Here is a 21890-nt window from a genome sequence, read left to right on the forward strand (position 1 = left end):
CCACGGCACCATCTTTCCAGGTTCGTCATGGGCAGACGGACGAAACGGATGCAGGAGATCGTGCGAGATCAGGACGATTCCCGGCCCGAGGGTCCTGTTTCCGCGTCTTGTCCTGTTTTCGCGGATGCTTCCGCGCTGCGCACCTCGGTCGTGAGCACCCGCAGCCGCTCGCGCAGCGCGCGCTCGGCATCCCAGCCCTGTGTGCGGGCGTGGACCACGAGCGCGAGGAGGGCATCGCCGAGCTCGGCCTCGGTGGCGGGCGTTGCGACTCGCTCAACGACCGGGGGCTGCACCCCCACCTGTGCCGACTTGCCGAGGAGCTTCTGCGCGAGCGCGAGCGACGGCATCCGCTCGGAGACGCCGTCCAGGACGCTGGTGCGCTGGTGCTTCTCCGCGGCCTTGGCCGCGTTCCACAGCACCAGCACCTCTTCGGGCGTGTTCGCCACCTCGCCGGCGAAGACATGCGGATGCCGGCGCACCATCTTGTCGGTCAGCCCGCGGGCGACGTCGTCGATGTCGAACGGATCATCCGGGTCACGGGAGGCGATCTCGGCGTGGAACAGCACCTGCCAGAGCAGATCGCCGAGCTCTTCGCGAAGCTCGGCGCGGTCGCCCTCCTCGACGGCGTCGATCAGCTCGCTGCTCTCCTCGACGAGGTACGGCACAAGCGCACGGTGGTCGATCGCCTGCGACCAGACGCAGCGGTCGCGCACGGCCCGCATGGTCTCGGCCGCCTCGCGCAGCGGGTCCTGCTCGGTCATGCGGACTCCACAGGGGCCGTCGGCGCGAGGCGCCGGTAGTGCCGTGCGCGCGCCGACACCAGGATGCCCGCGAGCACCATGGAGACGAGCGAGCCGGCCAGTACGCCGAGCACCGCCTCGTCGCGCACCAGCCCCTCGCCCGCGAAGGCGAGGTCGGACAGCAGCAGCGACACGGTGAAGCCGATACCGCCGAGGGCGCCGGCGGCCAGCAGATCCGGCAGCGGGATCTTGGGATGCTCGCCGCTGGCCACGCGCTGGGCGATCCAGCCGGCACCGGCGATCCCGATCACCTTGCCCACCGGGAGGGCGATCAGGATGCCCCAGAACGCGGGCGAGAGGCCCGATCCGCCGACCATCGGGATCGGCACCAGCGCCGCGGTGAACGCGAAGATCGGCAGGATCACCGCGTTGACCCACGGTTCGATCGCGTGCCGCACGCGCAGCGCCGGACCCTGCGACATCGCCAGGCCGAGGGCGACGCCGGCGATCGTGGCGTGCACGCCCGAGGCCAGCACCAGCACCCATGTCGTGATCGCGAGCACGAACAGCAGCGCGATGACCAGCGGACGCGCCCGGGTGTCGAGGTTGCGACTCAGGATGGCGAACGCGATGACCGCGACGAGCGCCATCGCGAGCAGCCCGAAGTTGACGTCGGTGGCGAACAGCACGGCGATGAAGATGATGCCGACGATGTCATCGAGGATCGCGAGCGCGAGCAGGAAGATGCGCACCGCGGGCGGGAGGCCACGGCCGAAGACGGCCAGCACACCCAGCGCGAAGGCGATGTCGGTCGCGGTCGGGATCGGCCAGCCCTGCTCGACGCCGCTGCCGGCGGCGATCGCGAGGTAGATCGCGATCGGCACGATCACGCCGCCGGCCGCGGCGATCGCGGGCTGGATCGCCCGGCGGAAGCTGCGCAGCTCGCCCCGCGTCAGCTCGTACTGCAGCTCGATCGAGACGGCGAAGAAGAACACCACCAGCAGGCCGTCCGAGACCCAGTGTGCGAGCGAGAGATCGACGGCCGTGCCCGGGATCCCCACGTGCGTGTGCGAGAAGTCGAGGACCGCGGCGCCGATGGGCGAATTCGCGACGACGAGTCCCGCGATGGCCGCTCCCAGCAGCAGGAAGGCGGGGAATCGGGCGGAGCGCAGCAGTGACATCCAAGGACCTCCTCGATCGGCGGGCAATCTCGACGCCGCCAAGACGGCGACGATCGCCGACGCCGACCAGACTTCCCGGCACTCCGCCGCCCATCGTATCGACCTGCACCCCTCCCGCGTCACTTTCAGGAAACACGGTCGGGCTACCGTTGGAGTCATGCACGAACTCACCAACACCGAAGCGATCGACCTCGTCGGACGGTTCGAAGCAGGCCAAGAGATCCCCGAGCACATGCGGGCGAACGTCCGGATGCTGGGGGCCCTGCTCGGTCGCGTGCTGCGCGAGAGCGGCTCGGCAGGACTGTTCGACGACGTCGAGCGCCTGCGCACCGCGACGATCCAGGCCTACACCGACGAGACGCCGGAGGCGTTCGAGCGCGCGGCGGCCATCGCCGACGGCTTCACCATCGAACGCGCGGACGAGGTCGCCCGGGCGTTCACCTGCTACTTCCACCTCGTGAACCTCGCCGAGGAGCACCAGCGCGTGCGCGTCCTGCGCGAGCGCGACGGACGCCCCGACAAGGAGGATGCCGCTGATTCGGTCGCGGCGGCCTTCATGACCCTCGCGGCCGAGGTCGGCGACGACACCGCGCTGCGCCGCCTGCGCGAGATGCGCTTCCACCCGGTCTTCACCGCGCACCCCACCGAGGCGCGCCGTCGCGCGGTGTCCACCAGCATCCGTCGCCTCGCCACGCTGCTGCAGGAGTACGACGACTCCCGCCAGGGCGGCGCCGACCAGCGCCGTGCCGAGCGACGCATGCTCGAAGAGGTCGACGGGCTGTGGCGCACGGCGCCGCTGCGTCCGGAGAAGCCGTCCCCCACCGACGAGGTGCGCGCCATCATGGCCGTCTTCGACGACACGCTGTTCACGGCCGTCCCGCACGTCTACCGCCGGGTCGACGATGCCCTCCAGGGACCGGCGGCCGGCGCCCGCGCGCCGATCGTCCAGCCGTTCGTGCGAGTCGGCTCGTGGGTCGGCGGCGATCGCGACGGCAACCCGTTCGTGACGGCATCCGTCACCCGCAAGGCGGCCGCGATCGCCAGCGAGCACGTGCTGCTCGGCCTGGAGCACGCGGCGAGCCGCATCGGCCGCGGCCTCACGCTGGACGCGACCACGACCCCGCCCAGCGACGCCCTGCTGGCGCTCTGGCAGCGCCTGAAAGCGGCGGACGAGGATGCCGCGACCGAGATCGCGAAGCGCTCGCCCAACGAGCCGCACCGCCGCATCCTGCTGCTGATCGCACGCAAGATCACCGCCACCCGCACGCGCGACGCGGACCTGGCCTATCGCGACCCCGAGCACCTCCTCACCGATCTGCGCGTGGTGCAGGACTCCCTCGCACAGGCCGGTGCGGCACGCCAGGCCTACGGTCACCTGCAGCAGCTCGTGTGGCAGGTCGAGACGTACGGGTTCCACCTCGCCGAGCTCGAGGTGCGGCAGCACTCGGCCGTGCACGCCAAGGTCCTCGCCGAACTCGACACGGCTGCTCCCGGCACCGAGCCCAGCGAACTCGCGACCGAGGTGCTGGAGGTCTTCCGCGCGGTCGCGTTCATCCAGGAGCGGTTCGGACCGCGCGCCGCCGGACGCTACATCGTGTCGTTCACGCGCTCCGCCGAGGATCTCGCGGCCGTGCACCGTCTGGCACGCTACGCGGTCGGCCCGGACGGCACCCCGCCCGTGCTCGATGTCGTGCCCCTGTTCGAGACGTTCGCCGATCTGCGCGCCGCGCCCGGCATCCTCGCCGAGATCGTGGATCACCCGCAGTTCGCTGCCCGTCTGGACGCCACCGGGCGCCGCCTCGAGGTCATGCTCGGCTACTCCGACTCGTCCAAGGACGTCGGTCCCGTCGCCGCGAACCTCGCGCTGTACGAGGCGCAGGCCGCCATCGCCGCCTGGGCTCAGGAGAGCCGGATCGAGCTCACCCTCTTCCACGGCCGCGGCGGCGCACTCGGCCGTGGCGGCGGCCCGGCGAACTCCGCCGTACTGGCGCAGCCCCCGCACTCGGTCGACGGCCGGTTCAAGCTCACCGAGCAGGGCGAGGTCATCTTCGCCCGGTACGGCGACTCGGCGATCGCGATGCGCCACATCGACCAGGTGGCCGCGGCGATCCTGATGGCCTCCGCGCCCTCCATCCAGAACCGCAATCGTGACGCCGCCGGGCGCTACGCCGACGTCGCGGCGACGATGGACACCGCATCCCGCGACCGCTTCTTCGCCCTGGTGCACTCCCCCGGCTTCGCCGCGTGGTTCGCACGCGTCACGCCGATGGAGGAGGTCGGCCTCCTCGCTCTCGGCTCGCGTCCGGCACGACGCGGCCTGTCCGTCGAATCGCTCGAGGATCTGCGCGCCATCCCGTGGGTGTTCGCGTGGACGCAGGCCCGCATCAACCTCGCCGGCTGGTTCGGACTGGGCACGGCGCTGGATGCGGTCGGCGACGAGGAGCGCCTCATCCGGGCTTACTCCGACTGGCCGCTGTTCCGCACGATGATCGACAACGTGGCGATGAGCCTGGCGAAAGCCGACGGCCGCATCGCACGGCGCTACCTGGATCTGGGCGACCGAGAAGACCTCGCCCAGCTCGTCATGGACGAGATGACCCTCACGCGCTCGTGGGTGATCCGCCTCACCGGCGGCACCGAGCTGCTGGAGAACAAGCCCGTCCTGCAGCGAGCGGTCAAGATGCGCAGCCCGTACGTGGACGCGCTCTCGCTGCTGCAGCTGCGCGCGCTGCGTGCCTTGCGCGCCGCCGAACAGCCCGATGTCGAGCAGCAGCGCCTGCTGCTGCTGTCGGTCAGCGGAGTCGCAGCCGGCCTGCAGAACACGGGGTGACCTCCGGGCGCGGTAAGCTGGCAGGCGATTGAGTTCAGGCGCGACGATCTCGAAGCCGCTCAACGTCTCCCTCGTCACAGAAAGCCACACCGTGACCGACACCGTCCTCATGGACTCCGTCCTGCCCGAAACCGTCCGCCCCGTCTACGACGCGGTCCTGAAGCGCAACCCGCACGAACCTGAGTTCCACCAGGCCGTGCACGAGGTGCTGGAGTCGATCGTTCCGGTCGTCGAGCAGCACCCGGCATTCGCCGAATCCGGCATCCTGGAACGCCTCGTCGAGCCCGAGCGCCAGATCATGTTCCGCGTACCGTGGATCGACGATCAGGGCGTGCTGCAGGTCAACCGCGGCTTCCGCGTGCAGTTCAGCTCGGTACTCGGCCCGTACAAGGGCGGCCTGCGCTTCCACTCGTCGGTGAACCTGTCGATCATCAAGTTCCTCGGCTTCGAGCAGATCTTCAAGAACGCGCTCACCGGTCAGGGCATCGGCGGCGCCAAGGGCGGGTCCGACTTCGACCCGCACGGCCGCAGCGACGGCGAGATCATGCGCTTCTGCCAGTCGTTCATGAACGAGCTGTACCGACACCTGGGCGAGCACACCGACGTCCCCGCGGGTGACATCGGCGTGGGCGCCCGTGAGATCGGCTACCTGTTCGGCCAGTACCGCAAGATCACCAACCGCCACGAGTCCGGCATGTTCACCGGCAAGGGCGTCAGCTGGGGCGGTGCCGAGGTCCGCACCGAGGCGACCGGCTATGGCTCGGTGTTCTTCATCGAGGAGATGCTCGGCGTGCACGGCGAGTCGCTCGCCGGCAAGCGCGTCATCGTCTCGGGCTCGGGCAACGTCGCGATCTACGCGATCGAGAAGGCCACGCAGCTCGGCGCGATCCCGATCACGGCATCCGACTCGTCCGGCTACATCATCGACGAGGACGGCATCGACGTCGCCCTGCTCAAGCAGGTCAAGGAAGTCGAACGCGCACGCATCTCGGAGTACGCCGCGCGCAAGCCCGGCGCGCGCTTCGTCGAGGGTGCGCGCGTGTGGGAGGTTCCGGGCGAGATCGCCATCCCCTGCGCGACCCAGAACGAGCTGGACGGCGACGACGCGCGGGCGCTGGTCGCCTCCGGTGTGCGCGCCGTGGCCGAAGGCGCGAACATGCCCTGCCTCCCCGAAGCCGTGCTGGTGTTCCAGCAGGCCGGCGTGCTGTTCGCCCCCGGGAAGGCGGCCAACGCCGGTGGCGTGGCGACCTCCGCCCTCGAGATGAGCCAGAACGCCGCGCGTCAGCGCTGGGGCTTCAATGACAGCGAGGAGAAGCTGCGCCACATCATGGCGAACGTGCACGCGTCCGCCTTCGACGCCGCCGCGCGCTACGGACATCCGGGCGACTACGTCGTCGGTGCCAACTGCGCCGGTTTCGAGCGGGTAGCACACGCGATGCTCGCCCAGGGCGTCATCTAGCCAGTCCGCACGAAGGGCCGGTCGCTGCTGCGACCGGCCCTTCGTCGTGCGTGCGGCGGGGTCAGTCGAGCCGGCGGTCCTCGGCGTGCCGCGCCAGACTGCGCCCGTAGCGCTCGGTCAGCTGCACCATGAGGTCGGGGGTCTCCCGGTCCAGCCCGAAGACGTAGCCCGGGAAGTCCAGCTCCTGCTGCGCGGCCCAGATCTCCTCGTGCCGGTCGGGCGGGAGCAGGCGCACCGGCTCGCCGACGGCGACCCACGCGATCGGCACGACCGTCTCCTCGGCGAGGTGTGTGCGCAGGTGTACGACGGCGTTGATCCGCACCTCGCTGCGATCACCGATGCGTGCGCCGTTGAAGATGCGCGTGCCCGTCGCGAGGAACACCTCGTCGCCGATCGTCGCGCCCGAGATGCTCGCCATCGGACCGACCAGCGTGTGGTCGCCGATGTGCACCGGGTTGGCCGTCGTGGCGCGGATCAGCGCGTTCTCCATGACGATCACGTTCGCGCCGATGGTGATCGCGCCGCCCTCGGCGGTGATCACCGCGCCGTGCAGCACCTGGCTGTCCGCGCCGATGGTGACATCGCCGCTGATCACCGCGGTGGCGGCCACGACGGCGTCGGGATGGATGCGGGGACTCGCCCCGAGGTGCTCGAACTGCACGGTGCCTCCTGGATCGGTGCCAGCGTAGCGCGCCGACCTCAGGCCTGTGCGGGCTCCCCCGCCGGTGCCGGCGGCTCCGGGAACAGCTGGTCCAGCAGCTGCGCGACCCACGCGATGAGCGCGGCATCCTCCACGGCGTCGCCGCCTGCGGTCGGCAGCGGCACCACGAGGGCGTCGCCGTTGGAGACGAGCTTCGCCTTGGGGTAGAGCCGCTGCAGTCGCACCCGCATCGAATCGGCCAGGTGCGCCGGCGCGATGCGCAGGTTCGGCCCCATCGCGACCACATCGGCGAGATCGACCCGCGCCGCGCGGCGGCGCAGACGTGCGACCGCGATCAGCCCGTCCACCTCGGCGGGCGGCTCGCCGTAACGGTCGCGCATCTCCTCGATCACGAGGTCGATCGCATCCGGCTTGGCGGTCGCGGATGCCGCGGCCGAGAGCTTCTGGTACGCCTCCAGGCGCAGCCGCTCGCTGTCGATGTACGACTCGGGGATGCGGGCATCCACCGGCAGCTCCAGGCGCAGCTCGGTCGTGGTCTCGGTGTCTTCGCCACGGAAGGTCGCGACGGCCTCGCCGATCATCCGGAGGTACAGGTCGAACCCGACGCCGGCGATGTGCCCGGCCTGCTCGGCGCCGAGCATATTGCCCGCGCCGCGGATCTCGAGGTCCTTCAGCGCGACCTGCATGCCACTGCCCAGGTCGTTGTTGACCGCGATCGTCTCGAGCCGATCGGCCGCTGTCTCGGACAGCGGCTTCATCTCGTCGTACAGGAAGTAGGCGTACGCCCGCTCGCGCGCGCGCCCGACGCGGCCACGCAGCTGGTGCAGCTGCGAGAGCCCGTACTTGTCGGCGCGGTCGATGATGATCGTGTTCGCGTTGGCGATGTCGAGGCCGGTCTCGATGATGGTGGTGGACACCAGCACATCGGCGCGGCGTTCCCAGAAGTCGTCGACGACGTTCTCCAGCGCGTGCTCCCCCATCTGGCCGTGCGCGACGGCGATGCGGGCCTCCGGCACGAGTTCGGCGAGCTCGGCGGCCACCCGCTGGATCGACTGCACGCGGTTGTGCACGTAGAAGACCTGGCCCTCGCGCAGCAGCTCACGCCGGATCGCCGCGGCGATCTGCTTGTCATTGCGCGGGCCGACGTAGGTGAGGATCGGATGCCGGTCCTCCGGCGGAGTCTGCAGCGTCGACATCTCCCGGATGCCGGCGACCGCCATCTCCAGCGTGCGCGGGATCGGCGTGGCGCTCATCGCCAGGATGTCGACGTTGGTCTTGATCTTCTTCAGCGCGTCTTTGTGCTCGACGCCGAACCGCTGCTCCTCGTCGATGATCATCAGGCCGAGATCCTTGAAGATCACCTTCTCGGTGAGGATGCGGTGCGTGCCGATGACCATGTCGACGGTGCCGTCCGTCAGGCCGGCGAGAGTCGCCTTGGCCTCTTTGTCGCTCTGGAAGCGCGACAGCGGGCGGACCTGCACGGGGAAGCCGGCGAACCGCTCGGTGAAGGTCTCGATGTGCTGCTTGACCAGGAGGGTGGTCGGAACGAGCATCGCGACCTGCTTGCCGTCCTGGATGGCCTTGAAGGCGGCGCGGACGGCCACCTCGGTCTTGCCGAAGCCGACGTCGCCGGAGAGCAGGCGATCCATCGGGATCGGCTTCTCCATGTCGGCCTTGATCTCATCGATCGTCTGGAGCTGATCGAGCGTCTCCGCGAACGGGAACGCCTCCTCCAGCTCGCGCTGCCACGGGGTGTCGGGGCCGAAAGCGTGCCCCTTGGCCGCCATGCGCGCGGAGTAGAGCTTGACGAGCTCCACCGCGATGTCGCGCACGGCCTTGCGCGCCTTGCCCTTGGCCTGCGCCCAGTCGCTGCCGCCCATCCTGGACAGCGTCGGGGCCTCGCCGCCGACGTAGCGCGACAGCAGGTCGAGCTGGTCGGTCGGCACGAACAGCTTGTCGCCGGGGTAGCCGCGCTTGGACGGCGCGTACTCGAGGACGAGGTACTCGCGGATCGTCTTGACCGCGTTGCGCCCGCCGCTGGAGACCTCGCGCTGCGTGAGCTCGACGAACTTGCCGATGCCGTGCGTGGAGTGCACGACGAAATCCCCGGGCTTCAGCTGCAGCGGGTCCACCACATTGCGGCGGCGCGAAGCGAGCTTCTTCACGACGCGGGAGTCGCCGCCGATCGTGCGCCCGTAGAACTCGGTCTCGGTGAGCACGGCGAACTTGGCCTCGGGCAGCTCGAAGCCGCGCTCCAGGGTGGTCGCGACCACGTAGGCGACGCCCGGTTCGGGTGCATCCAGCACGGAGTCGACCCGGCGGGCGGCGATGCCGCGCTCGGCGAGCACATCGCGCGCGCGCTCGACCAGACCCTGGCCGGACGCGGCCACCACGACCCGCCAGCCGTCGGCCAGGAGCTCGCCGATGTGCGCGGTCGCACCGTCGACGTTGCCGTGGAAGGACGGCACGGCCGTTCCGCGCAGCCGGATGACGGCGGAGGCCTGCAGTGCGACATCGATGTCGGGGTCGAGCAGGCCCTCGGCCGAGGCGTCCGCGGCACCCGAGTCGAAGGTGCTGAGCGTCCACCACACGTCTCCGCGGGCCTGCGACGCCTCGCGCAGCTTGGGCAGCGTGACGAAGTCGCCCGCACCGAGGTCGACCGGGGTCTTCGCGCCGGCCGTCGCGGCGTTCCACGCCGCCTCGAGGAACTCGCGGTTCGTGTCGCTCAGCGTGACGGCACGGGTGACGGCCCGCTCGGGGTCGACCAGCGCGATCGCGGTGCCCTCCGGGAGGTAGTCCACCAGCGTCACGACCTCGTCGACGAGGGCCGGGGTGAGGGACTCCATGCCCTCCACCGGAATACCCTCGGACATCTTCTCGAGCATGCCCCGGATGCCGGGGAACTCGTCCTTCAGCTCTCGCGCACGAGACCGCACGGCCTCCGTCAGGAGCAGCTCACGGCTGGCGGCCAGCTCCACCGCCGCGATGTCGCCGGGCAGCGAGCGCTGGTCGGCGACGCTGAACGCGCGGATCTGGTCGACCTCGTCGCCGAAGAACTCGACGCGGTACGGGTGGTCGGCCACCGGGGGGAACACGTCGAGGATCCCGCCGCGCAGTGCGAACTCGCCGCGCCGCGACACCATGTCGACACGGTGATAGGCCAGCTCGACCAGTCGCTCGGTCACTTCGCCGAGGTCGTGACCTCGGCCGCCCATCGTCAGCGAGATCGGTGCGAGGTCGTTCAGCCCGCCGGCGAGCGGCTGCAGCGCCGCGCGCACCGAGGCGGTCACGATCAGCGGCGTCTCGCCGTCCCACTGGGCGACGCGACGGAGCACCTCGAGGCGCTGTCCGACGGTCTCCGGGCTGGGGCTGAGGCGCTCGTGCGGCAGCGTCTCCCACGCGGGGAAGTGCAGCGACACCGCGCCGGGGATGACCGCCTGCAGAGCGGGCCCGAGCGTCTCGGCGCGGCGGCCTGTCGGGGCGATCGCCAGCAGGACCCCACCGCGACCGTGCGCACGACGGTGAGCGAGCAAGGCGGCCAGCAGCGGCGCATCGAGCCCTTCGACGAGGGAGAAGTCTGCGTCGACGGATGCTGCGGCCACAGCATCCCGGAATGACTCAGCCTGCTCGAGGGCGCGCACGATCCCGGGAACTGTCACCGGACGAGTCTACGGGCGCGGACGGACATCGGGCTCCTAGGATGGCAACGTGAGCGAGCAAGAGCCTGTCGTGCCGACCCCGCCCGAGCCTGCGCAGCCGGCGGTGCCGCCGGTCGCGCCGCCGACCCCGCCGGCCGACTCGCCGCGGGAGCCTGTCGCGGCCCCGCAGCAAGCCCCCGGAGCACCGCAGCCCCCGGCGCCGTTCACTCCTCCCGGTGCCGCTCAGCCGCCCGCCGCTCCGGCAGCCTACCCGGGCCGGCCAGCGTACCCGGCGCAGCAGCCGCAGTTCCCCGCTCAGCCGCCGTACCCGGGTCAGCCCGCGCACCCCGGCCAGCCGATGTATCCCGGGCAGCAGCAGTACGCGACGCCGCAGGCCTATCCGGCGCCGCAGCAGTACGCGAGACCGCCCCACTACGCCGGACAGGCGCCCTACCCGGGCCAGACGCCGAACGCGCCCAGCGAGTTCGCGGCACCGTACACCGCACCCGCCCGCGGCGGATTCGATGCCGCTGCACCGGCTCCCCGCGGGGCCGGCCTCGGCGTCACGGCGCTCGTGCTGGCGATCCTGGCCGTGGTCGTGGCATCGGTCATCGCCGGCGTCGCCGGCTTCGGCGCGGGGATCGGCATCGGCCACGAAATGGCGCTGCGGCCGATCGCGTCCGACTTCGACCTGAGCTACCTCTCACCGGTGCGGGACTCGGTGCTGTGGCTGGAGATCTCGTTCTGGATCGGCAGCGCGCTGGGCATCTGGGCGATCATCCAGGGCATCGTCGCGATCGTCTCGCGCCGCGGCCGCGGTGCCGGGATCGGCGCGGTCGTGATCGCCGCACTCGGTCCGTTCGTCTACACGTTCGTCGCGTACGCCGTGCTGGTCGCGGGCATCGCGGCGGGGTCCTCGATCGGCGGCTGAATCCGCCCGAGGTCACACGCGCGGCGCGTGATGGCGCTGCTGCGCCGCGAGAAGTCCCTCGCCGACAAGCTGTTCGACCGCATCGGCCGCGTCGGAGATCAGCACCGGCAGGTTCTGCCGCTCGGTCGCGCCGAACGGGTCCAGCACCCAGTCGGCGGGGTCCTGTCGGCCGACCGGACGCCCCACGCCGACCCGCACGCGCGGGAACTCGGGGGTGCCCAGGGCCTTGGCGACATCGCGGACACCGTTGTGACCGCCGTGGCCGCCGCCGATCTTCAGCTTGATCGTGTCGAACGGAATGTCCAGCTCATCGTGGATCACCACGACGTGGTCGGGGTCGACGCCGTAGAACTTGGCGAGCGACGACACGGGCCCGCCGGACACGTTCATGAAGGAGTTCGGCTTGGCGAGCACGAGCTTGGCCGCACCCGGACGCAGCCACGTCTCGGCAATGCGGGCGTTGGTCTTGTGCGAGCGCAGCACCTCGCCGCGTCGCCGGGCGAGTTCGTCCACCACCATCTGGCCGACGTTGTGCCGGGTCGTTTCGTAGCGCGGACCGGGATTGCCCAGACCGACCACGAGCCACGTTTCTGCCATACGTCCATCTTCCCGGATACAGCGAAGGGGTGCGCATACGCGCACCCCTTCGTCGGAATTCAGTCGATCAAGCCTCTTCGGAGACCTCGGCCTGAGCCGCAGCGACGGCCGCGTCAGCCTCTTCGATCGAGGAGTCGCCGGCGACACCGGTGATGCCGATGATCAGCGTCTCGGGGTCGGCGATCAGGGTCGCGCCCTTGGGTAGCTTGAGGTCGGCGGCGGTGACGTGCGCGCCATCCTCGAGGCCCTCGATGTCGAGCTCGATCTTCTCGGGGATGTGCGTGGCCTCGACCTCGAGCAGGATCGACACGGCGTCGAGGTTCGCGATCGTTCCGGGAGCGGACTCGCCGATGACGACGACGGGAACGTCGACCTGGACCTTCTCGCCCTTCTTCACGACGAGGAGGTCGATGTGCTCGATGATCTGGCGCACCGGGTCACGCTGGACGTCCTTGACGAGCGTGAGCTCGTGCGAGCCGGCGACGTCGAGCTCGAGGACGACGTTGGCCTTGCGGATCAGCAGGGCGACCTGGTGTCCGGGCAGCGCGACGTGCTTGGGCTCGGCACCGTGACCGTAGATGACGGCCGGGATCTTGCCGGCGGCGCGGAGGCGACGGGCGAAGCCCTTGCCGAAGTTCTCACGCAGCTCGGCGTGAACCTTGTTGTTGTCTTCCGACATGTTGGATCTCCTTGAGGGCTTACGGGCCCTGGTATGGGGTCTTTGGTTCGACTCGAACGCGAGCGCGTGAGGAAAGCCGTAAGCCTGCATCACTGCGTCGATCACGGATGTCGGAACCGCCCGGGAGGCGGCGTGAGACATCCCTCGCCGAAGTACAGTCGCCCAGTCTACCAGCGCCCCCGCTACGATGATGACGCACGCCCATTGACCTCGGAGGACCCATGATCGACAGCCAGCTCGCCTCGGACATTCTGCTGGGCATCATCGGTCTACTGGCCCTGGTCGGCCTGCTCGGCACGGTCGGCGCCTTCTGGTCGCTGGGCCGCTCCGCCTACCGCAAGGAGTAGGCGCGACCGCCGTCGCCGGACGGCGCGGACCGCGTGCCGGAGAGCGCCGTCAGACTCTAGGCTGGATGTGAACCCCCAGCGCTAACTAGAGGAGAACGTGTGACCGAGGCAGCAGCCAATATCGGAGTCGTCGGCCTGGCAGTGATGGGCTCCAACCTGGCGCGCAATCTGGCGAGCCGCGAAGGCAACACGGTCGCGATCTACAACCGCAGCCACGACAAGACGACGCATCTGGTCGCTGAGCACCCCGAGGCCGGATTCATCCCGGCCGCCACCTACGAAGAGTTCGCCGCGTCGCTGCAGAAGCCGCGCACCGCGATCATCATGGTGAAGGCGGGTGCGGGCACGGATGCCGTGATCGATGCGCTCGTGAACGTGTTCGAGCCCGGCGACATCATCGTCGACGGCGGCAACGCGCTGTTCACCGACACGATCCGCCGCGAGAAGGCGGTCCGCGAGACCGGCATCAACTTCGTCGGCGCCGGAATCTCCGGCGGCGAAGAGGGCGCCCTCCTCGGCCCCTCGATCATGCCCGGCGGCTCGGACGAGTCGTGGGTCACGCTCGGGCCGATCCTGAAGTCGATCGCGGCGATCGCCGAGGGCGAGCCGTGCGTCACGCACGTCGGCCACGACGGCGCGGGCCACTTCGTCAAGATGGTGCACAACGGCATCGAGTACGCCGACATGCAGCTCATCGCCGAGGCCTACGACCTGATCCGCCGCGGCACCGGCAAGACGCCGGCCGAGATCGCCGACGTCTTCGCCGAGTGGAACCGCGGCGAGCTGGAGTCCTACCTCATCGAGATCACGGCCGAGGTGCTCCGCCAGGTGGATGCCGAGACCGGCCTCCCGCTCGTGGACGTCATCCTCGACCAGGCCGGCGCCAAGGGCACCGGCGCCTGGACCGTGCAGACCGCCCTCAACCTCGGTGTGCCGGTCTCCGGCATCGCAGAGGCCGTCTTCGCCCGCTCGCTCTCCAGCCACCCCGAGCAGCGCGCCGTCTCCGGCGACCTGCCCGGACCGGACGAGGCCGCCGGGTTCGCCCCCGACGCCGACGCCTTCATCGAAGACGTCCGCCTCGCCCTCTACGCCTCGAAGATCGTCGCCTACTCGCAGGGCTTCGACGAGATCCGTGCCGGCGCAGCCGAGTACGACTGGAAGATCGACCTCGGCGCGATCTCGAAGATCTGGCGCGGCGGCTGCATCATCCGCGCGCAGTTCCTCAACCGCATCGCCGACGCCTACGGGGCGACCCCCGATCTGCCGGTGCTGCTGACCGCGCCGTACTTCGTGGAGGCCCTCGGCCGCGCCCAGGGCTCGTGGCGCCGGATCGTCTCGACCGCCGCGACCACCGGCATCCCTGCTCCGGCGTTCTCGTCCTCGCTGTCGTACTACGACGGCATCCGTGCCGACCGGCTGCCGGCCGCCCTCGTCCAGGGACAGCGCGACTTCTTCGGTGCGCACACGTACAAGCGCATCGACAAGCCGGGCACGTTCCACACGCTGTGGTCGGGCGACCGCACCGAGATCGAGGCCGAAGACACGCACTGACCTCAAGCGGTCTTCACACGTGCGCTCGGCTCAGGCCGGGCGCACGTTGTGGTTGCGGGAGAACACGTTCTGCGGATCCCACTCCTGCTTCACCCGTGCCAGTCGCGCCATCGTCGCCGGCGGGAAGGCCTTGCGGGCGATCTCCGCATCCGTGGAGACCGTGAAGTTCGTGTAGATGCCGTCACCGTGCGCCTCGATCGCGTCCCAGTCGCGCTGTGCGCCCGCACGCGCCTCCGCGTCGAGCAACCCCGGGATGTCGAACGCACCGGCCATGGCGAACCAGGTGGCCGTTCGCGCGGGGAACGGGGAGTCGTCCTGGGCCACGTCGCCGTACGCTCCGCCGACGGATCGCAGCATCAGGACGGATGCCGGGTACCGCTCGCGGAAGCCGGTCAGCAGCGAAACCAGTTCGGCGTCCAGCACGCGCAGCAGGGTGTTGCCCCCGACGAAGCCCGGCATCGGCATCGCCGGATCGAACGGCGGCGCCTCGAGCAGCACGTCGCGGTAGCGACGGACTCCGCCCTCTACCTCGGTGATGCCGTCGATCTCGAGGAGTGGGGCGAGCACCGCCCGCGCGGCCTCGACGTCGGTACCGACCCAGCACGCCGACAACGAGGCGCCCGCAGGGGCACTCGGGTCCATCGCGGGCACGTCCATGTACGTGACGGTGAGCGCCCGGGGCGCGTCACGCATGACGTCCTCGAGTCGCGCGAGCAGCGGTGCCGCATCGCCGTCGATCGACAGGGTCGTCCACACGACGCCCGGCAACGGGTGCGCTTCGAAGTCGAAGCGGGTCACGACGCCGAAGTTGCCGCCCCCGCCGCGGAGCGCCCAGAACAGCTCGGGGTGCGAGCCGGCGGTGACCTCGACGACGTCGCCGGCCGCGGTCACGAGCTGGACGCCGACGAGCTGGTCGCAGGCGAGACCCCAGGCGCGCGTCATCCAGCCGATCCCGCCACCCAGCGTCAAGCCGCCGACACCGACGGACGCCGTGTCGCCCGAACTCAGCCCGAGCCCGTGCGCGCCGAGGGTCTCGGCGACACTCCCCCACGTCGCGCCGCCGCCGACATGCACCGCCGGGGCATCCACCTCGACGTCGTCGAGCGCCGACAGATCGACGATCAGCCCGCCGGGAAGCGTGCCCCACGCACTGTGCCCGCCGCCGCGCACGCCCACCACGAGCCCCTCGGCGGCGAACCGCACGGCGGCCTGCACGTCGGCGACCGACCGCACGCGCACGATGAGCTCCGGTTCACCGATGCCGGAGTGGAACAGACGTGCGTCATCCCACTCGGCATCGCCCTGGGCGATGACCGGTCCTGCGACGGCGTGACGGAGCTGTGCGATATCCATGCGCGGCACGATAGCGCGCGCCGCCGACACGCGGAACCGCTAGAGCCAGTGACGGCGCTTGAAGACGAAGTACAGCGTGATACTGGTGGCCGCCATCAGCCCCAGCGCCATCGGATACCCGAACACCCAGTGCAGCTCGGGCATGAAGTCGAAGTTCATGCCGTAGATCGTCCCGACCAGCGTCGGAGCGAACAGGATCGCGGCCCACGACGACACCTTCTTGACCTGCTCGTTCTGGCCGAGACTGTGCTCGGTCATGCGTCGCATCTCCTCGTTCTGCGCCTGAGCGACGAGCGTCGAGTGCACCAGCAGCGCGTTCTCCAGGATCGCCCGGTAGCCATCGGCCCGCTCGACGGCACGCTGCGCGTGGTCGAGCACGTCGCGCAGCGCGCGGCGCAGCTCCAGATCGATCGGATGCTGCTCGTCACCGCGGAGCGTCTCCAGGATCGGCACGAGCGGCTGAACAGCGCGTTGGAACTCGATCACCTCGCGGGACAGCCCGAAGATGCGCCGGGCGACGCCGGGATCGCCGTCGAACAGCTGATCCTCGATCTCGTCGATGTCGTTCTCGAGACCCGCGATCACGGGCGAGTACTCGTCGACGACCTCGTCCAGGATCGCGTAGAGCACGGCCTGCGGTCCGAGTGCCAGCAGCTCGGGGTTCTCCTCCATGCGGTGCCGCACGCGCGCGAGATCGGGTGATTCGGCGTGGCGCACGGTGACGACGAAGTCGACGCCGACGAACACGTGCACCTCGCCGAACTCGACCTCCTCGGTCGAGTCCACGTAGCGCGCCGGCCGCAGCACGATGAACTCGGTGTCGCCGTAGCGATCGAGCTTGGCCCGTTGGTGCCCGACAAGCGCGTCCTCCACCGCCAGCGGGTGCAGGTCGAACTCCGCCGCGATCTCGCGGACCTCGTCCTCGGAGGGGCGGTACAGACCGATCCACGCCATGCCGTGCCGCTCGCGCATCACCTCGAAGGTGTCGGTGAGGGTCGCGGGGTCAGGGGTCCGAGCGCCGTCGACATACACACCGAAGTCCACGAGGGGCATGCGGCACCTACCTTTCCCCGGCCCCGAGGCCGCGACATCCCACTCTAGGTGCAGGGGATGCCGCGGCCCGGGCCCGACGCGATCGCCGCTGTCAGCGCGTCAGCTCGGTCACCGTGCCCTGCTTCAGGCGCAGCCGGCGGTGCGCCATCCGCGCGACATGCGAGTCGTGCGTCACGACGATGAGAGTGAGCCCTGTGCGGTTCAGGTCGGTCAGCACCGCCATGATCTCGTCGCGCGTCTGCTCGTCGAGGTTGCCGGTCGGTTCATCGGCGAGCAGCACCCGTGGATTCTTCACGATGGCGCGGGCGATCGCCACGCGCTGCTGCTGCCCGCCGGAGAGCTCGGACGGCAGATGATCGTGGCGATCCGCCAGTTGCACCGCCGCGAGCGCTTCCGCCGCACGCTGCCGGTGGTCCGCACGCGAGCCGCCGAGAGGCTCGAGCGCCATCTCCACGTTCTCGATCGCGGTGAGGGTGGGGATGAGGTTGAACCCCTGGAACACGAAACCGATCGCCTGTGCCCGCAGCGCGCCGAGCTGACTCGCCGTCGCACGCGACAGCTCGGTCGTGCCCAGGCTGATCGAGCCTGTCGTGGGCTTCTCCAGCGCGCCGAGCAACTGCAGGAGCGTGGACTTGCCCCCGCCGGTCGGGCCCTGGATCGCGACGAAGTCGCCCTCCGCCAGTTCCAGGTCGACGCCGGCGAGCGCGTCGACGGTACGCCCCTTCTGCGCGTAACGCTTGGTCACTCCGGTGAGCCGGTAGAGGGGCTGGTCCGGTGCGGTGCTCGGCGATCCCGCCGCGCCGGTCGCGGCATCCGTCATCGTGGTCATCTGTTCTTCTCCTGTCGAAGGTTCCATGTCAGTTCACCGAGCGAAGTGCTTCGGCCGGGCTGAGTCGGGCCGCGCGCCATCCGCCGAAGACTCCGGCGATGAGACCGCCGGCGATCGCGAGGCCGATCGCGGCGATGATCACCCACGCGGTCAACGAGGCGTGCAGGACGATGTCGGATGCCGCGGCCTGCAGCGCGCCGGGGAATGCTCCCCCGGCCGGGCCTCCCCGACCCGGGGTCTCCGACGCCACGGAGATCGTCGGCGAGATCACGTTGATCACCCAGATCCCGAGGAGGCCCAGCGCGAGCCCGATCCCTCCGCCGATCAGTCCCTGCACCATCGATTCGCCGGCGACCTGCCCGACGACGCGTCCGTTGGACCAGCCGATGGCCTTCAGGGTGCCGAACTCACGGGTGCGGCGCGATACGCCGGAGATCGTGAACAGGACGGCCAGAAGCACGGCGACGCCGAGCACGATGAGCGAGAGCCAAGTGCCGAGGTTCGAGATGAGGGCGGACGCGCTGGAGAGCGACCCCGACACGGTCGAGGCGAGATCCGACTGCGAACTGACGGTCGCGTCGGGCAGGCTCTCCTCGATAGCGGCCTGAACGGCGCCGATGTCTCCCGCGGAGGCTGCTTGCACGTAGACGGTCGAGATCACATCCTCGACGCCGGCCAGGCTCTGCGCGACGCCGAGCGGGATGTAGACGTCGGCTGCCGTGTCGGCCGTATCGGAGGCCGACGCCACGATCCCGACGATCTCCATCTCGGAGCCGCCGACGTCGATCGTGCCGCCGACGGCGAGCGAGTTGGTCGATGCGTAGGTCGCGTCGAGCACAGCGACGTTCTGTCCCGCGTCCTCCGCAGTCAGGGCACGGCCTTCCGGCACCGTGACGGCGGACAGCGGTCCGACCGTGGCGGCGTTCGTATCGACGCCGAGAACGGTGAACGAGTTCAGATCGAAGGCGCTCCCGCCCGCGCCGTCGGGTCCGCCCTGCGGCGGCGCGGCGCCGGCCTCCGGCTGCACCTGGGTCTGCGAGCGGTCGGGCATCTCGCCCGAGAAGGTCGTGTTGGTCAGGCTGAGGGCCCCGGATGCCGCGCTGACGCCGTCGAGCCCCGTGACGGTGTCGACGCTCGACGCATCGATCGTCCCCCGCATCCGATCGGTCATCAGACGGGACTGACTGAGGGTCGTGGTGCCGTCGGTGCTCTCGCCGGCACCGTCCTCGAACTCGAACTGCGGTCCGCCGCCCTGGCCGGGCTCGGCTGCCGCACCGGTGACCGTGAGGTCCGTGCCCACGCCGTACACGGACTGAAGCGCCTCCGCCTGGGCATCGCGCACCCCGGCGGCCAGCGAATTCACGATGATGACCAATGCGATCGCGACAGCCAGTCCGGCGGCCACGATGATCGTCTGCTTCTTGCGTCCGGCGAGTTCCCGTCGCAGGTACGTCCAATACATGTCTCTCCTCTCGCCGCGACATCTGTCGGGCCGCCACCGACGCTAAAGACGGCCACTATGCGGGGCTGGTGCGCAGTTTCTGAGATCCCTATGGGTCGCTCAGCCCGACCCCACCGGATTCACAGCCACCGCATAGCGCATGCCATAGGAGACCCATAGATAACGGCGCACAATGGAGGCATGACCGCGACCGCACCCGCCCCCGCACTCCAACGCCCCGACGGCTCCGCCTTGCGCGTGCTCGTCGTCGATGACGAGCAGATGCTGACGGACCTGCTGTCGATGGCCCTGCGCATGGAGGGCTGGGAGGTGAAGACGGCGGCTTCGGGCTTCGAGGCGCTGCAGGCCGCGCGCGACTTCGACCCCGACGCGATGGTGTTGGACATCATGATGCCCGACCTCGACGGCATGGCCGTACTGCAGCGCCTTCGTCACTCGGGCAACGATGTGCCGGTGCTCTTCCTCACCGCGAAGGATGCGGTCAGCGACCGGGTCGCGGGCCTCACCGCGGGCGGCGACGACTACGTGACGAAGCCGTTCAGCCTCGAGGAGGTCGTCGCGCGGTTGCGTGGGCTGATGCGTCGCGCCGGGACCGCGCTCGCCGCCGACGCGGAGCCGATCCTGCACGTGGGCGACCTGTCGCTGAACGAGGACAGCCACGAGGTGATGCGCGGCGACACCGAGATCGAGCTGACCGCCACCGAGTTCGAACTGCTGCGCTTCCTGATGCGCAACCAGCGCCGTGTCGTGTCGAAGGCGCAGATCCTCGACCGGGTCTGGAACTACGACTTCGGCGGGCGCTCCAGCGTCGTGGAGCTCTACATCTCGTACTTGCGCAAGAAGATCGACCAGGGTCGGGAGCCGCTCATCCACACGGTGCGCGGCGTCGGCTACATGATCAAAGCCCCGCAATGAGCGAGGTCGAGGCCCCCGCTCTCGACGAGGAAGCGGCCGTCGCGGCGCCCGCCGCGGCATCCCGTCGCCGCCCGTGGACGCTGCAGAACAAGCTCATCGTCACCGTCGTGGGCATCACCTCGTTCATCCTGGTGCTGGTCGGCGTCGCCACCAGCGCCATCCTCGGCGGCGTCCTCGAAGCGGGACTGAACAACCAGGTGGCCAGCGCGTTGGAACGCACCTCCGCGCAGCTGCGTCCGGCCCTGCTGGCCGGGCTGACCGCAGAGGAGATCCTCCGCCAGCAGCCGCAGCAGCCCGGGTTCCTCCTCGCCGTCGAGACGGTGCCTTCGGCGCCGACCGCGGCCGTCACGATGCCCAACCACGACGTCGTGGCGCTCGATGAGGATCAGATCAATCAGCTCGCAGCCGGGTTGCAGGGCGAAGGCCCCCTCATCGTGTCCATCGACGACATCGGCACCTTCCGAGTGGAAGGGCGACAGGTCACCGGCTCGGTGGTCGTCGTCGGCATCTCGCGCGACGAGGTGGCCCGATCGATCGGTCAGATGCTCACCACGATCGGCCTCCTCACCCTCGGCGGCCTCATTCTCCTGGCCGCCGCCACGGCATGGACGATCCGTGCCGGCCTCGCACCGCTCCGGTCGATCGCCGACACCGCCGAACGCGTCTCCCGGCAGCCGCTCGATCAGGGCGAGGTCTCCATCACCGAACGCGTGCCGGCACCGGAGGCTGATCCCCGCACCGAGATCGGGCGCGTCGGCGAGGCCCTCAACTCGCTCCTCGACCACGTCGGCGAGTCGCTGGACGCCCGCCAGCGCAACGAAGAACGGATGCGGCGGTTCGTCGCCGACGCGAGCCATGAGCTGCGCACTCCCCTGGCGTCAATCCGCGGCTACTCCGAGCTGTCGCTGCGCGACCCCTCGCTCAGCGACACCACCGAGGCATCCCTGGAGCGCATCCAGGCTCAGTCCCTGCGCATGACGACGCTCGTGGAGGACCTGCTGCTGCTCGCCCGCCTCGACGAAGGTCAGGAGCTCGTCTACGGCAGCGTGGACCTCACGCGCCTCGCCCTCGAGGCGGTCGGCGACGCACGCCCCGCGGGTCCCGACCATCACTGGGTGCTCGAGGTGGACGACACACCGATCGTGGTGGCCGGCGACGCCGCCCGACTGCACCAGGTGGCCGCGAACCTGCTCGCCAACGCGCGCATCCACACCCCCGCCGGCACCACCGTCACCGTCACCGTGAGACAGGACGGCGACAACGCCGTGCTGAGCGTGCACGACGACGGGCCCGGTGTGGATCCCGCCGTCGAGAAGGAGCTCTTCGAGCGGTTCTCCCGGGCGGACCGGTCCCGGGCGCGCAAGACGGGCGGCACCGGACTCGGCCTCTCCATCGCCCGCGCGATCGTCCAGGCTCACGGCGGCACACTCACCGTACAGAGCGCGCCTGGGGACACCACGTTCTCTGTGACGCTCCCGGCCACGCCACCGAACGCCGTCGAGCGCGCCGAAGAGCCCACGCTCGACGCCGACGACCTGGACGCGGACGACTCACCGGCGTCCGCGTAGCACCGATCGCCGCCTCGCCCCGCGTCTCACCCGACGCGGGTGAACTGTCGGGTGAGGTGTCGGCAGGCGGTTGACGCGACCAGTCGCCGCTTCCAG

Annotated in this window: 17 protein-coding genes; 7 read left to right on the forward strand and 10 right to left on the reverse strand. The window is 70.1% G+C overall.

Annotated features, from left to right (window positions below; all coding sequences use genetic code 11):
- Positions 1–68 precede the first annotated feature (68 nt).
- Both ASD65_RS05245 and ASD65_RS05250 read right to left on the reverse strand, forming a co-directional pair.
- On the reverse strand, positions 69–761 hold the full coding sequence (locus ASD65_RS05245) for a MazG family protein (protein ID WP_056219425.1): 693 nt from the start codon (positions 759–761) through the stop codon (positions 69–71).
- Entirely contained in the window at positions 758–1921 is a 1164-nt protein-coding gene (locus ASD65_RS05250; RefSeq protein ID WP_056219428.1) for a Na+/H+ antiporter NhaA, read from the reverse strand. Before ASD65_RS05250 ends, ASD65_RS05245 begins: the two co-directional genes overlap by 4 nt.
- Before the next feature lie 157 nt (positions 1922–2078).
- On the opposite strand from ASD65_RS05250, the gene ASD65_RS05255 reads away from it, so the two are divergent.
- Positions 2079–4751, forward strand: a complete 2673-nt coding sequence (locus tag ASD65_RS05255) for a phosphoenolpyruvate carboxylase (protein ID WP_056219431.1) — start codon at positions 2079–2081, stop codon at positions 4749–4751.
- Positions 4752–4860: 109 nt separating this feature from the next.
- Positions 4861–6210, forward strand: coding sequence for an NADP-specific glutamate dehydrogenase (gene gdhA / locus ASD65_RS05260; protein ID WP_056224503.1), 1350 nt, complete (start codon positions 4861–4863; stop codon positions 6208–6210).
- 61 nt (positions 6211–6271) lie between these two features.
- Here gdhA and ASD65_RS05265 read toward each other — a convergent pair whose 3' ends face one another.
- Together ASD65_RS05265 and mfd are read right to left on the reverse strand one after the other, a co-directional pair.
- A complete protein-coding gene (locus ASD65_RS05265; RefSeq protein ID WP_056219434.1) occupies positions 6272–6871 on the reverse strand; it encodes a gamma carbonic anhydrase family protein in 600 nt (199 codons plus the stop codon).
- A 38-nt stretch (positions 6872–6909) separates the two neighbouring features.
- A complete protein-coding gene (mfd, locus tag ASD65_RS05270) occupies positions 6910–10530 on the reverse strand; it encodes a transcription-repair coupling factor (RefSeq protein ID WP_056219438.1) in 3621 nt (1206 codons plus the stop codon).
- Between the two features lie 49 nt (positions 10531–10579).
- Here mfd and ASD65_RS05275 point away from each other — a divergent pair, with 49 nt between their 5' ends.
- A complete protein-coding gene (locus tag ASD65_RS05275; protein WP_200948625.1) occupies positions 10580–11440 on the forward strand; it encodes a hypothetical protein in 861 nt (286 codons plus the stop codon).
- Between the two features lie 12 nt (positions 11441–11452).
- On the opposite strand, the gene pth is transcribed toward ASD65_RS05275, so the two are convergent.
- Both pth and ASD65_RS05285 read right to left on the reverse strand, forming a co-directional pair.
- The gene (gene pth / locus ASD65_RS05280; RefSeq protein WP_056219442.1) at positions 11453–12037 is read right to left on the reverse strand and encodes an aminoacyl-tRNA hydrolase; all 585 of its coding nucleotides are present in this window, start codon (positions 12035–12037) and stop codon (positions 11453–11455) included.
- Between the two features lie 67 nt (positions 12038–12104).
- Positions 12105–12716 (reverse strand): 50S ribosomal protein L25/general stress protein Ctc, encoded by a 612-nt coding sequence (locus tag ASD65_RS05285; RefSeq protein ID WP_056219445.1) that lies wholly within the window; start codon positions 12714–12716, stop codon positions 12105–12107.
- Positions 12717–12937: 221 nt separating this feature from the next.
- Here ASD65_RS05285 and ASD65_RS19395 point away from each other — a divergent pair, with 221 nt between their 5' ends.
- Complete coding sequence (locus ASD65_RS19395; RefSeq protein WP_268778124.1) at positions 12938–13063, forward strand: hypothetical protein; 126 nt, start codon at positions 12938–12940, stop codon at positions 13061–13063.
- A gap of 99 nt (positions 13064–13162) precedes the next feature.
- Positions 13163–14614, forward strand: a complete 1452-nt coding sequence (gndA, locus tag ASD65_RS05290; RefSeq protein WP_056219448.1) for an NADP-dependent phosphogluconate dehydrogenase — start codon at positions 13163–13165, stop codon at positions 14612–14614.
- A gap of 30 nt (positions 14615–14644) precedes the next feature.
- Here the strand turns inward: gndA and ASD65_RS05295 are convergent, their stop codons facing one another.
- The 4 genes from ASD65_RS05295 to ASD65_RS05310 form a co-directional block, all read right to left on the reverse strand.
- On the reverse strand, positions 14645–15967 hold the full coding sequence (locus ASD65_RS05295; protein ID WP_056219452.1) for an FAD-binding oxidoreductase: 1323 nt from the start codon (positions 15965–15967) through the stop codon (positions 14645–14647).
- Between the two features lie 39 nt (positions 15968–16006).
- Positions 16007–17020 (reverse strand): magnesium and cobalt transport protein CorA, encoded by a 1014-nt coding sequence (locus ASD65_RS05300; protein ID WP_056219454.1) that lies wholly within the window; start codon positions 17018–17020, stop codon positions 16007–16009.
- Positions 17021–17111: 91 nt separating this feature from the next.
- Positions 17112–17840 carry an ABC transporter ATP-binding protein gene (locus tag ASD65_RS05305; protein WP_056224504.1) on the reverse strand — a complete coding sequence of 243 codons (729 nt, stop codon included), beginning with the start codon at positions 17838–17840 and terminating at the stop codon, positions 17112–17114.
- Positions 17841–17877: 37 nt separating this feature from the next.
- A complete protein-coding gene (locus ASD65_RS05310) occupies positions 17878–19311 on the reverse strand; it encodes an ABC transporter permease (RefSeq protein WP_056219456.1) in 1434 nt (477 codons plus the stop codon).
- Positions 19312–19491: 180 nt separating this feature from the next.
- Between ASD65_RS05310 and ASD65_RS05315 the strand changes: the two genes are divergently transcribed.
- Both ASD65_RS05315 and ASD65_RS05320 read left to right on the forward strand, forming a co-directional pair.
- A complete protein-coding gene (locus ASD65_RS05315) occupies positions 19492–20226 on the forward strand; it encodes a response regulator transcription factor (protein ID WP_056219457.1) in 735 nt (244 codons plus the stop codon).
- Positions 20223–21794 (forward strand): sensor histidine kinase, encoded by a 1572-nt coding sequence (locus ASD65_RS05320; protein ID WP_082561578.1) that lies wholly within the window; start codon positions 20223–20225, stop codon positions 21792–21794. The genes ASD65_RS05315 and ASD65_RS05320 overlap by 4 nt, the downstream gene beginning before the upstream one ends.
- Positions 21795–21890: the final 96 nt, after the last annotated feature.

Origin of the sequence: Microbacterium sp. Root61 (assembly GCF_001427525.1) — a bacterium.
GTDB lineage: Bacteria > Actinomycetota > Actinomycetes > Actinomycetales > Microbacteriaceae > Microbacterium.